The 12,531-nt window shown below is 71.2% G+C and carries 11 protein-coding genes; 9 read left to right on the top strand and 2 right to left on the bottom strand.

Translation table 11 applies throughout. The features are described 5' to 3' along the window. The first annotated feature begins 14 nt into the window (after positions 1-14). The 8 genes from mshD to pstB all read left to right on the top strand — a co-directional run bounded on the left by mshD (position 15) and on the right by pstB (position 9,813). Positions 15-1,058, top strand: coding sequence for a mycothiol synthase (mshD, locus tag OH807_RS19545; RefSeq protein WP_406200487.1), 1,044 nt, complete (start codon positions 15-17; stop codon positions 1,056-1,058). Positions 1,059-1,354: 296 nt separating this feature from the next. Beyond that, on the top strand, positions 1,355-3,532 hold the full coding sequence (locus tag OH807_RS19540; RefSeq protein ID WP_406211083.1) for an RNA degradosome polyphosphate kinase: 2,178 nt from the start codon (positions 1,355-1,357) through the stop codon (positions 3,530-3,532). 207 nt (positions 3,533-3,739) lie between these two features. Beyond that, positions 3,740-4,852, top strand: a complete 1,113-nt coding sequence (locus OH807_RS19535) for a CHAD domain-containing protein (RefSeq protein ID WP_406200484.1) — start codon at positions 3,740-3,742, stop codon at positions 4,850-4,852. 82 nt (positions 4,853-4,934) lie between these two features. Beyond that, the gene (locus OH807_RS19530; RefSeq protein ID WP_406211081.1) at positions 4,935-5,354 is read left to right on the top strand and encodes an NUDIX hydrolase; all 420 of its coding nucleotides are present in this window, start codon (positions 4,935-4,937) and stop codon (positions 5,352-5,354) included. A gap of 274 nt (positions 5,355-5,628) precedes the next feature. Continuing rightward, positions 5,629-6,762 (top strand): phosphate ABC transporter substrate-binding protein PstS, encoded by a 1,134-nt coding sequence (pstS, locus tag OH807_RS19525; RefSeq protein WP_406200482.1) that lies wholly within the window; start codon positions 5,629-5,631, stop codon positions 6,760-6,762. Between the two features lie 150 nt (positions 6,763-6,912). After that, the gene (gene pstC / locus OH807_RS19520; protein WP_406200479.1) at positions 6,913-7,893 is read left to right on the top strand and encodes a phosphate ABC transporter permease subunit PstC; all 981 of its coding nucleotides are present in this window, start codon (positions 6,913-6,915) and stop codon (positions 7,891-7,893) included. Beyond that, positions 7,890-8,966 carry a phosphate ABC transporter permease PstA gene (gene pstA, locus OH807_RS19515; RefSeq protein ID WP_406200477.1) on the top strand — a complete coding sequence of 359 codons (1,077 nt, stop codon included), beginning with the start codon at positions 7,890-7,892 and terminating at the stop codon, positions 8,964-8,966. The genes pstC and pstA overlap by 4 nt, the downstream gene beginning before the upstream one ends. Positions 8,967-9,036: 70 nt before the next feature. Further along, on the top strand, positions 9,037-9,813 hold the full coding sequence (pstB, locus tag OH807_RS19510) for a phosphate ABC transporter ATP-binding protein PstB (RefSeq protein ID WP_406200475.1): 777 nt from the start codon (positions 9,037-9,039) through the stop codon (positions 9,811-9,813). Between the two features lie 243 nt (positions 9,814-10,056). Here the strand turns inward: pstB and OH807_RS19505 are convergent, their stop codons facing one another. Next, the gene (locus OH807_RS19505; RefSeq protein ID WP_406200473.1) at positions 10,057-11,052 is read right to left on the bottom strand and encodes an anion permease; all 996 of its coding nucleotides are present in this window, start codon (positions 11,050-11,052) and stop codon (positions 10,057-10,059) included. Positions 11,053-11,057: 5 nt separating this feature from the next. Next, positions 11,058-11,678 (bottom strand): DUF47 domain-containing protein, encoded by a 621-nt coding sequence (locus OH807_RS19500; RefSeq protein ID WP_063348282.1) that lies wholly within the window; start codon positions 11,676-11,678, stop codon positions 11,058-11,060. Between the two features lie 416 nt (positions 11,679-12,094). On the opposite strand from OH807_RS19500, the gene OH807_RS19495 reads away from it, so the two are divergent. After that, a complete protein-coding gene (locus tag OH807_RS19495) occupies positions 12,095-12,487 on the top strand; it encodes a metal-sensitive transcriptional regulator (protein ID WP_406200471.1) in 393 nt (130 codons plus the stop codon). The last annotated feature ends 44 nt before the right edge of the window (positions 12,488-12,531 follow it).

The following is a 12,531-nucleotide window of genomic DNA, read 5'->3' as shown; positions in this document are numbered from 1 at the left end:
CGTATCGTCAGTGCATGGACGATCACCAGGAGCGGTTCTACAAGGGCACGCCGGCGGCCGGCGACGGAGCGGTTCTCGCCCACGAGGTGCTGCGGCCGGAGCAGCGTGACGGCGCGCTGCGGGTCCTCGCCGAGGCGCAGGACGCCGACGGCCGGGCAGCCGTGTCCGAGCAGGGGCGGATCCGTCTGCGGTCCGCCGGGACCGCCCGCCCGGGCGTCGTCCACCTCGTCCAGAGCCAGGACCAGGGGCAGAACCCGGAGCGGCACCAGGACCAGGCCCAGGACACGATTGTCGGGTACGGCCAGCTGGAGGTGCCGGAGGCCGGCACCGCGAACCCGTCCGCCGAGCTGGTGGTCGCCCCGTCCGCCCGCGGGCGTGGCCACGGCCGGCCGCTGGTGGACGCCGTGCTCGCCGAGGCACACCGCGCCGGCCGGGACCACGTCGACTTCTGGGTGCACGGCGGTCACCCGGCCGCCCGCCATCTGGCGGACGCGTACGGTGCCGAGCTCGTCCGCGAGCTGCGGCAGATGCGCCGGAGCGGGCCGCAGACCGAGGAGGCCGCCCTGCCGGACGGCGTCGAGCTGAGGACCTTCCGCCCGGGCGAGGACGACGCCGCGTGGCTGCGGCTGAACGCGCTCGCCTTCGCCCACCACCCGGAGCAGGGTGCCTGGACGGAGCAGGACCTCGCCGACCGGATGGCCGAGCCGTGGTTCGACCCGGCGGGGTTCTTCCTCGCCACCCGTGCGGGCGAGGTGGTGGGCTTCCACTGGACCAAGGTGCACCCGGCGACGGCCACCGAGCCGGCGCTCGGCGAGGTGTACGTGGTCGGGGTGGACCCTGCGGAGCAGGGCAACGGTCTGGGCCGGGCACTCACCGCGGCCGGCCTGCGGCACCTGACCGGTGGTGGCCCGGGCGAGCGCGGGCTGGACACCGTTTTGCTGTACGTCGATGCCGACAATCCGGCCGCTGTGCGGGTATATGAACGATTGGGGTTCACCGTCCACGAGGTGGACCTGATGTACCGCGCCGGGTACCGCGGTGGCCGGGACGTCCGGTGAGACCGGACAGGGCATAGCGGAGAGCGGGCTGCGGGGCAACGGCCGGGGCGTTCCCGGCCCGGCCCCGACCGACTCAGCTTTCCTCCTGGCCATGCGGTGTTTACCGTGGATTCAATTGCTGCCGCGAAGATCACAGGATGAAGTCCGTAGTGTCTCGCTCGTGCAGCGTCGGCCGACACCCGACGGCCGGTGCTGTACAGACCGTGCCGGGCGGGTGGGCGCTGGTGCTGGGCGAGGACGACGGCCCGCAGAGCCTGTCGCGTCCGGACGCCGTCCTGCTGGAGGAGCTGGAGCCCATGAGCATCCCCCGCCCCGTCTCTGCCCCGCTGTCCCCGCCGGCCCGGATGTCCAGTGCGCTGGGGATACCGCCGGAGTTGCCGGCCGCGGACGAGCAGGAGCTCGACGAGCTGCCGCAGGGCCGCTTCCTGGACCGCGAACGCAGTTGGCTCGCGTTCAACGAGCGCGTCCTCGAACTGGCCGAGGACCCGGCGATCCCGCTGCTGGAGCGGACCAAGTTCCTGGCGATCTTCGCGAGCAACCTGGACGAGTTCTTCATGGTCCGGGTGGCGGGCCTGAAGCGCCGGATCGCCACCGGAGTGGCCCAGCGCAGCGCGAGCGGCCTGCAGCCGCGCGAGGTGCTGGACCTGATCTGGACCCGCTCGCGCGAGCTGATGGCGCGGCACGCCGCCGCCTGCCAGCAGGAGGTCCTGCCGGATCTCGCCGCCGAGGGGATCGAGCTGGTCCGCTGGCCGGAGCTGGCCGAGAAGGAGCAGGCCCGGCTGCACACGCTCTTCCGGCAGAAGATCTTCCCCGTCCTGACGCCGCTGGCGGTGGACCCGGCGCACCCGTTCCCGTACATATCGGGGCTCTCCCTCAACCTCGCCGTCGTCGTGCGCAACCCCGTGTCGGGGCACAAGCACTTCGCCCGGGTGAAGGTGCCGCAGTCCCTCGCCCGCTTCCTGGAGGCGTCGCCGCAGCGGTACGTGCCGCTGGAGGACGTGATGGGGGCGCACCTGGAGGAGCTCTTCCCGGGGATGGAGGTGCTGGCGCACCACGCCTTCCGGGTGACCCGGAACGAGGACCTCGAGGTCGAGGAGGACGACACCGAGAACATCCTCAAGGCCCTGGAGAAGGAGCTGATGCGGCGGCGCTTCGGCCCGCCGGTGCGGCTGGAGGTCGAGGAGTCGATCGACCCGTACATCCTGGACCTGCTGGTGCGGGAGCTGAACATCACCGAGGCGGAGGTCTTCCCGCTGCCCGGTCCGCTCGACCTCACCGGTCTGTTCGGCATCGCCGACCTGGACCGGCCGGAGCTGAAGTACCCGAAGTTCGTGGCGGGCACCGCCCGCGGGCTGACCGACGTCGAGTCGGCCTCGCAGCCGGACATCTTCGCCGCGATGCGCGAGCGGGACGTGCTGCTGCACCACCCGTACGACAGCTTCTCCACCTCGGTGCAGGCCTTCCTGGAGCAGGCCGGCGGCGACCCGGACGTGCTGGCGATCAAGCAGACGCTGTACCGCACCTCCGGCGACTCGCCGATCGTGGACGCGCTGATCGACGCGGCGGAGTCCGGCAAGCAGGTGCTCGTCCTGGTCGAGATCAAGGCGCGCTTCGACGAGCAGGCCAACATCAAGTGGGCCCGCAAGCTGGAGGAGGCCGGCTGCCACGTCGTCTACGGCCTGGTCGGGCTGAAGACGCACTGCAAGCTGTCGCTGGTGGTCCGCCAGGAGGGCGACACCCTGCGCCGCTACTCGCACGTGGGCACCGGCAACTACCACCCGAAGACGGCCCGGCTGTACGAGGACATCGGTCTGCTGACCTCCGACCCGCAGGTCGGGGCGGACCTCTCGGACCTCTTCAACCGGCTCTCCGGCTACTCGCGCCGTGAGTCCTACCGCCGCCTGCTGACCGCGCCGCGCGGCCTGCGGGACGGGCTGATCTCGCGGATCCACAACGAGATCGCCCACCACCGCGCGGGCCGTCCGGCGTACGTGAAGATCAAGGTCAACTCGATCGTCGACGAGGCCGTGATCGACGCGCTGTACCGGGCGTCCCAGGCCGGGGTGCCGGTGGACGTCTGGGTGCGCGGGATCTGCGCGATCCGGCCGGGGGTGCCGGGGCTGAGCGAGAACATCCGGGTGCGGAGCATCCTCGGGCGCTTCCTGGAGCACTCGCGGATCTTCGTGTTCGGCAACAACGGCGATCCGGAGGTGTGGATCGGCAGCGCCGACATGATGCACCGCAACCTGGACCGCCGGATCGAGGCGCTGCTGCGGATCACCGACCCGGCCCACCGCGCGGAGCTGTCCGGGCTGATCGACCTCGGCGTGTCCGACGAGACCGAGTCCTGGCACCTCGGGGCGGACGGGGCGTGGGCCCGGCACGCGCAGGACTCCGAAGGCAAGCCGCTGCGGCACGTCCAGGACCTGCTGATCGACTCGCGCCAGCGCCGCCGGGCCGCCGCCGCCCGCTGACCGCGTGCCGCCGCCACGGCGCACGGTCCCGATCGACCGACCTGAACCACCGGGGAGACCCCGGCGTGAGCCGCCGAGGCTGACGCCGGGCCCCGGGCGGTCCACGGTCGCGAGCCACTGATGCAGCCGCTGAGCGGTCGGGGACCCGCAGCGGTCGGCCACCAGCCCCGGGGGACGGCCCCGGGGGAAACGGGGATCTACCAAGTCATGACCGATGCGCCGATGACGGCCCAGGCGGCCTCCACCACGACCGCCGGGGACATCCTCTCCAGCCATCTCACCGCCCAGGCCGGCGCGTTCCTGCGCGCGCTGCCGTTGGCGGTGGGCGAGGTCGGCGCCAGACCGGGGGCGGTCGCGGTCCCGTCCGCCGGGACGGCCGACCTGCTGCGGGCGGTGCGGCGGGTCGGCGGACTGCTGCACACCTTCGGCGCGACGTTCGAACAGGGCTGGGCGCAGGAGTCGCGCACCGAGCTGCGCTGGCTGCTCAACCTGCTGGCGCTGGAGCCCGGGTACGTCCGCCGGTCGGCCCGGCTGCTGGGTGCGCTGGACTCGCTGAGCGGCAGCGAGCCGAACGGCCCGGGGATGCTGGCCGGTCACGCCGGGGCGCCGAAGGCGCGGGCGCTGCTCGACCGCCAGCTGACCCTGGCCCGGACCAGGGCGCACACGACGGTGCTGCAGGAGCTGCGCTCGGCCCGGCTGCACGCGCTGGCGGACCGGATGACCCTGCTGGTCGGCGAGGCCCCGCTGCTGGACACGGCGCAGGGCCGGGCGGCCACGGTGCTGCTGCCGCAGGCCGCGGCGGCATTCACCGCGCTGGCCGCGGGCGCCCAGCAGCTGCCCCTGCACCGGGCCGCCACCCCCTACGGCGGCGACGGCCTGCGCAGGCTCGGCGCGGTGCCCGCGCCCGCCGTCGGCCAGGACGTGCCGCCGGCCCGGGGCGCGGTGGACGCGGACGCGGCGCTGGCGGCGGACGACGCCCCGTGGCACCGGGTGCGGATCCTGGTGAAGCGGGCCCGGTACGCGCTGGAGGTGTGCGGCGGGCCGGCCGCCGAGCTGGACGAACTGGACGGCGTGCTGGGCCGGCACCAGGAGGCGGCGGACGCGGCCGTCACCGCGGCGACCGCGGCGCGGACGCCGAGGATCACACCCGCGACGGCGTACGTGCTCGGCGTGGTGCATGCTGATCAGCGACTGGAGGTGGAGGCGGCGAGGTACGCCTTCGGCCGCCGGTGGCCCGAACTCCCGCCGGGCCTGGACACCTGGCTGGAGATCCCCCCGGCGGAGGGCTGGGGGCAGACCCCCGCACCCCGGACGGCATGAGTTGCGCAACCGCCTGAGCACCGAGCAGGCCAACGGTCCCGTCACGAGCGGTGGCGGTGGTGCCGCGCGCTCCGCGGTCGTCCTGGCGGCGGGCGCGGTGCTCTGGCTGCCGGGCCGGCCGAAGAAGAGCGGCCGGCTGGGGCGGCCGCGGCTCGCGGTGATCCACCGGCCCAAGTACGACGACTGGAGCCTGCCGAAGGGCAAGCTCGACCCGGGCGAGGGCGTGGTCGAGGCGGCGCTGCGCGAGGTGCGGGAGGAGACGGGGTACGCCTGCGTGTTCGGGGCGGAGCTGCCGGCCCAGCACTACCTGGCGCAGGGGCGGCCGAAGGAGGTCCGGTACTGGGCGGCGGTGCCGTCGGCCGGGGCGTTCCGGCCGAGCCGTGAGGTGGACCGGCTGGAGTGGCTGCCGGCCGGCAAGGCCCGGGCCCGGCTGACCCACCAGCGCGACCGGCTGCTGGTGGACGCGCTGCTGGAGCTCCTGGGAGCCCGGCCGGTCCGGTAGCGCGTGCGTTCCGCGTGGCTCGCCCGCGTGGAGGAACGGTGGAAGTGATCTCCCCGCGCCCTTGCCGTGACGCAACCGTTACTACCTGGCGTAGTTTCCTGCCATCCGTTCGAGGTTCACTCTCCGTTCACTTCCGACCGGCTGACGTGTCACTTACCCGGCCTAACTTCGGGGTTACCGGAGGGCCGAACGGGCCCCGGACCACAGCAAAACCCGCGCTCCGCCGTCCCGTACGGCCCGCGCGCCGGGCAATGCCACAGAAAGGGACACCCCTGTGAAGCTCCAGCGGAACGGCCGCTCCAAGGCCCTCGCCATCGGTGCCATGGCGCTCGTCAGCTCGCTGTCGCTCGCCGCCTGCGGTTCGGACGAGAACAACAACACCACTGCGGGCAGCTCCTCCAGCGGCTCCGCCGCGGCTGCGATCAACTGTGGCAGCAAGCCCGCCGCCCTGCTGTCCGCGGGCTCCACCGCGCAGGGCACCGCGATCGACGTCCTGAAGACCAACTTCGGCGCGGCCTGCAAGGACTCCTCCGTCAACTACGGCGGCGGCGGTTCGGGCGCGGGTGTCCAGCAGTTCAACCAGGGCAAGATCCAGTTCGCGGGCTCCGACTCGGCGCTCAAGCCGGCCGAGGTCGAGGACAGCAAGAAGGTCTGCACCGGCGGCCAGGGCATCAACCTGCCGCTCGTCGCGGGCCTGGTCTCGATCGTCTACAACGTGGACGGCGTCGACAACCTCGTCCTGGACGGCCCGACCATCGCGAAGATCTTCGACTCGCAGATCCTCAAGTGGAACGACCCGGCGATCGCCGCCCTGAACCCGGGCGCCAAGCTGCCGGACGCCGACATCCAGGCCGTCCACCGCACGGACGACTCGGGCACCACCGAGAACCTGACCAAGTACTTCGCCAAGGTCTCGGGCGGCGCCTGGACCTACGCGCCGGCCAAGGCGTGGGCGGGCAAGGGCGGCCAGGGCGCCAACGGCTCCGCCGGTGTCGCGGCCCAGGTGAAGCAGGTCAAGAACTCGATCAGCTACGCCGAGCTGTCGTACGCCCAGACCAACAACCTGAAGAGCGCCGCGATCAGCACCGGCGCCTCCAAGCCGGTCGAGGCCACCGCCGCCAACGCCGCCACCACCTTCGCCAAGGCGAAGATCGCCGGCACCGGCAGCGACCTGGCGCTGACCCTCGACTACGCGACCAAGGACGAGGGCTCCTACCCGCTCGTCCTGGTCACCTACGAGATCGTCTGCGACAAGGGCAACAAGGCCGAGACCCTCGACTCCCTGAAGGCCTTCCTCTCGTACGGCATCAGCGACGCCGGCCAGAAGGCGATCGGCGAGAAGGGCTACGTGCCGCTCCCCAAGGAGCTGACCGACAAGGTCAACGCCGTCATCCCGACGCTGGCCTGATCCCGTAGCACCCCCGGTAGGGGGCGGCCCCGTGAACGAGGGGGGCCGGGGCCGCCCCCTACCGGGAAGCACGTCCGAAGAAGCACGTCCGGGGCACCGCCGCCAGGGTGCCGCCCCCTCGGGGCAGCACCACCAGACCGGAGTAGACCAATGACTTCATCCTCCCCTGCCGCCCCGCGAGGCAGGGAACGCCGCAAGCGTGACAGCCGGCTCGGCGACAAGATCTTCATGAATGCCGCCCGCGGCTCGGGCATCCTGCTGCTGGTGGTCATGGCCGCCATCGCAGGGTTCCTGACCTGGCGGTCCGGCATCGCCCTCGGCAAGAACGAGGGCAACTTCCTCACCACCTTCGAGTGGACGCCGGACGCCCCGAAGCCGGTCTTCGGCATCGCCGTCCTCGCGTTCGGCACCATCGTCAGCGCGATCATCGCGATGGCGATCGCCGTACCGGTGGCCATCGGGATCGCGCTGTTCATCTCGCACTACGCGCCGCGCCGGATCGCCCAGCCGTTCGCCTACCTGGTGGACCTGCTGGCGGCCGTGCCCAGCATCATCTACGGCCTCTGGGGCGCGCTCTTCCTGGTGCCCCACCTGTACGGGCTGACCAGCTGGATGGACGAGTACCTCGGCTGGACGTACGTCTTCGACCAGTCCCGGACCGGCACCGTGCCGCGCACGCTGTTCACCGTCGGCATCCTGCTGGCCATCATGATCCTGCCGATCATCACGGCGGTCAGCCGTGAGGTCTTCCGGCAGGCCCCGCGGATGCACGAGGAGGCGGCGCTCGCGCTCGGCGCGACCCGCTGGGAGATGATCCGCACCGCGGTGCTGCCGTTCGGCCGCCCGGGCATCATCTCGGCCTCGATGCTCGGCCTCGGCCGCGCACTCGGTGAGACCATCGCGGTCGCGGTGGTGCTCTCCTCGAACAACGTCCTCTCGCTGCACCTGCTGGACCCGGGCGGCGGCACCTTCGCGCAGAACATCGCGCTGAAGTTCAACGAGGCCCAGCCCTTCGGCCGGGACGCGCTGATGGCCTCCGGCCTCGTCCTGTTCGTGATCACCCTGCTGGTGAACGGTGCCGCGCGGCTGATCGTCGCCCGCCGCAAGGAGTACTCGGGGGCCAACGCATGAGCGCCGCTACGACAACGGTTCCCGCGGACGCCCGTCCGACCGGCCGCCCGCTGACCGCGAACCGGCTGCCCAAGTGGGCCCCGGCCGCCATCGCCGCCGGCTCGATCGCCCTCGGCTGCGCGATCGGCGCGCTCGGCGGCCTGGAGAGCCACCTGCAGTGGGGCCTGATCTCCGCGCTGCTGTTCCTGGTGATCAGCTACGGGCTCGCGGCCCGGGTCGAGGGCCGCCGCCAGGCCAAGGACCGGTTCGCCACCTCGGTGGTCTGGGTCGCCTTCATCCTGGCCGTGATCCCGCTCGTCGCGCTGACGGTCTACACCGTCCAGCAGGGCGCGGGCGTGGTGGACGGCTACTTCCTCTCGCACTCGATGAAGGGCGTCCTCCAGGCGGGCCCCGGCGGTGGTATCTACCACGCGCTGATCGGCACCCTGGAGCAGGTCCTGCTGGCCACCGCGATCGCCGCGCCGATCGGTCTGCTGACCGCCGTCTACCTGGTCGAGTACGGCCGCGGCCGGCTCGCCAAGGCGGTCACCTTCTTTGTCGACGTCATGACGGGCGTCCCGTCGATCGTCGCCGGCCTGTTCATCCTCTCCCTGTGGAACATCGCCCTCGGCTTCAACTACTCCGGCTTCTCGGGCGCCCTCGCACTGGCGATCCTGATGATGCCGGTCGTGGTCCGCTCGACCGAGGAGATGCTGAAGCTGGTCCCGAACGAGCTGCGCGAGGCCTCGTACGCGCTCGGTGTGCCGAAGTGGAAGACCATCCTGCGGATCGTCCTCCCCACCGCGATCGGCGGCATCACCACCGGTCTGATGCTGGCGGTCGCCCGCATCACGGGTGAGACCGCCCCGGTGCTGATGCTGGTGTTCGGTGCCGATTACATCAACAGCAACCCGTTCGACGGGCCGCAGCAGTCGCTGCCGATGTACATCTGGCAGCAGTACGCCGTGGTGAACAACGACTACGGCTACGCCCGTGCCTGGGGTGCCGCGCTGGTGCTGATCGCCTTCGTGATGGGGCTCAACCTCATCGCCCGGGGCATCGCACGCTGGCGCTCGCCCAAGGGCGGACACTGAGCCTCCGACTGACGTACGACACAGCATTCATCAGCGGCCCCCGGCCGCGGGCGAGAGAAGACGAAAGATCATGGCCAAGCGCATCGACGTCAGCGGACTGTCCGCCTTCTACGGCACCACCAAGGCCATCGAGGACATCTCGATGAGCATCGAGCCCCGCTCGGTGACGGCCTTCATCGGCCCCTCCGGGTGCGGCAAGTCCACCTTCCTGCGCACCCTCAACCGGATGCACGAAGTGATCCCCGGCGCCCGCGTCGAGGGCAAGGTGCTCCTGGACGACGAGAACCTCTACGGCTCCTCGGTCGACCCGGTGGCCGTCCGCCGCTCGGTCGGCATGGTCTTCCAGCGCCCGAACCCGTTCCCGACCATGTCGATCTACGACAACGTGGTCGCCGGGCTGAAGCTCGCGGGTGTCCGCAAGAAGTCCGTCCTGGACGGCGTGGTGGAGAAGTCCCTCAAGGGCGCCAACCTCTGGAAGGAGGTCAAGGACCGGCTGAACAAGCCCGGTGCCGGCCTCTCCGGTGGCCAGCAGCAGCGCCTCTGCATCGCCCGCGCCATCGCGGTCGAGCCGCAGGTCCTGCTGATGGACGAGCCCTGCTCGGCCCTGGACCCGATCTCCACCCTGGCCATCGAGGACCTGATCGGCGAGCTGAAGTCCCAGTTCACCATCGTCATCGTGACCCACAACATGCAGCAGGCGGCCCGCGTCAGCGACCGCACCGCCTTCTTCAACCTGGCCGGGGTCGGCCAGCCGGGCAAGCTGGTCGAGCTGGACGACACCCAGCGGATCTTCTCCAACCCGTCCGTACAGGCGACCGAGGACTACATCTCCGGCCGCTTCGGCTGAGGAGTTACCCCGTCACCCGGTCGAGAGGCGCGTCGGCACCGGTCCGGCGGCGCCCGGCGTCGGGTGACGGGGCCACCGACTGCTTCGCGGTGCTGCATGGCGGTGCCGCCGCGGAGTATGAAAAAGGGCCCGCCCCCGAGATGTGGGGGCGGGCCCTGTTCTGTTCTGTTCGGTTCGGCCGGTCCGGCCGGTTCTGTTCGCTTCGGCCGGACCCGAGCAGGTCCGGCCGGGGCCGTGCGGGCCTCAGCCCCAGAACAGGTGGACCACCCAGTACACCAGCGCCGCGACGAGGGCCGCGGCCGGCATCGTGATGAACCAGCCGAGCACGATGTTCTTCGCGACGCCCCAGCGGACGGCGCGGATCCGCTTGGTGGCGCCCACGCCCATGATCGCCGAGGTGATCACGTGGGTGGTGGAGATCGGCGCCTTGAAGACGAACGACGTGATGTACATGACGGTCGAGGCGGTGGCCTCGGCCGCGAAGCCCTGCGGCGGGTCCAGCTCGATGATCTTGCGGCCGAGGGTCCGCATGATCCGCCAGCCACCCGCGTAGGTGCCCAGCGAGAGCATCGTGGCGCAGGAGATCTTCACCCAGACCGGGATGGCGTCGCCGCTCTGGTGGCCGGAGATGGTGAGGGCCATCACCACGATGCCCATGGTCTTCTGGGCGTCCTGCAGGCCGTGCGCGAGGGCCATGGCGGCGGCCGAGGCGGTCTGGGCGACCCGGAAGTTGCGCTTGGCGCGGTGCGGGTTGGCCCGTCGGAAGATCCAGAGGATCGCCAGCATCACGAGGAAGCCGCCGACCAGGCCGACGATCGGCGAGACGATCATCGGAATGACGATCTTGTCCAGGACGCCGCTCCAGATCACCTCGGTGCCACCGGCCAGCGCCGCGCCCACCATGCCGCCGAACAGCGCGTGCGAGGAGGAGGACGGCAGGCCGAAGTACCAGGTGACCAGGTTCCAGGTGATCGCTCCGACCAGTGCGGCGAACAGGATCACCATGCCCTGGCTGCCGGTCGGGGTCGCGATGATGCCGCTGGACACGGTGTGCGCCACGCCGCTGCCGAGGAAGGCGCCGGCCAGGTTCATCACGGCGGCCATCGCGAGCGCGGCCCGCGGCGTCAGCGCCCGGGTGGAGACCGAGGTGGCGATGGCGTTCGCCGAGTCGTGGAAGCCGTTGGTGTACGTGAAGAAGAACGCCACCCCGAGGACGGCGATGAGTGCAGCCATGTCCACGAGGGTCAGGACTCCTTGACGGCGATGGTCTCCACCGTGTTGGCGACGTGCTCGAACGCGTCGGCCGCCTCCTCAAGGACGTCCACGACCTGCTTCAGCTTGAGCACCTCGATGGCGTCGTACTGGCCGGAGAAGAGGTGGGCGAGCAGCTTGCGGTGGATCTGGTCGGCCTGGTTCTCCAGCCGGTTGACCTCGATCCAGTACTCGGTGAGGTTGGACATGCTGCGCAGGTTCGGCATCGCCTCGGCGGTGAGCTCGGCGGCGCGCGCCAGCACCTCGATCTGCTGCTCGATCCCCTTGGGCAGGGTCTGGATGTCGTAGAGGACGACCAGGTCGACGGCCTCCTCCATGAAGTCCATGATGTCGTCCAGCGACGACGCGAGGTTGTAGATGTCCTCGCGGTCGAAGGGCGTGATGAAGGAGGAGTTCAGCTGGTGGAACACCGCATGGGTGGTGTCGTCACCCGCGTGTTCGGCGGCGCGCATGCGCTCGACGATCTCCGCGCGGGCCGACACGTCTGAACCCAGCAGTTCCAGCAGGAGCTTCGATCCGACGACCAGGTTCTCCGCGGCGGCGGAGAACATGTCGTAGAAGCTCGTCTCCTTCGGGGTCAGGCTAAAACGCACGGAAATCTCCGATGTGCGGGGTAGGGACTGAACGATGCTAGGTGCAACCAAGCGCAATTGCGCAAACGGGGTGCCGCGGGAGGAACGGGAACCTCCCCTTCCGATTGGCTGCTGCAGCAGTGGACCCGGCCCGCACACCCATGTGCGGACGTGAGCCCCCAGTCTGACGGAACCTCGCTCGGATTGCCCCCGTCGTGCGCGCGGGAGACCACGGTGTCTGCCTGGACGGGGTACTTCTCCGGGGCCCGCGGCGGCGCCGTCCGGCAACCGGCCCGCACCGGACGCGGGACCTCGCCGGGCCGGTGCGGGGCGGGGCACGGGGCCGGGAAGTGCGGCGGAGGAACACCACGACCGGCCCCGGTGTTGGACACTGGAGGCCGACGCAGCCACCCAGGCACCCAGACGAAGGCGGGCCGATGACCACGACGGAAGCGCGCACCGAGCCGGACGACGCACCCGGGACCGGGCCCGACGGCGCCCAGGCAGTGCCGGCCGCCGCCGGCCATCACGACCACGCCGCGCACGGGCCGCACGGGTACAGCGCGCAGAAGGACGCCCACCTCAAGCGGCTCCGCCGGATCGAGGGCCAGATCCGCGGCCTCCAGCGGATGGTCGACGAGGACGTCTACTGCATCGACGTGCTGACCCAGGTCTCGGCCGGCACCAAGGCCCTGCAGTCCTTCGCGCTGTCGCTGCTGGAGGAGCACCTGCGGCACTGCGTCGCCGCGGCCGCCGAGGAGGGCGGCACCGAGCTGGACGCCAAGGTCGCGGAGGCCACCGCCGCGATCGGGCGGCTGCTCCGCAGCTGACGCCCCCCGGCCGTGCGGCCGGTTCGGTCCGAGGGGGCCGGGCC

It is taken from the genome of Kitasatospora sp. NBC_01560 (assembly GCF_045208415.1).
Lineage (GTDB): Bacteria > Actinomycetota > Actinomycetes > Streptomycetales > Streptomycetaceae > Kitasatospora.
Note: the sequence above shows the minus strand (reverse complement) of the source record. Positions and strands in the feature narration are given on the sequence as shown.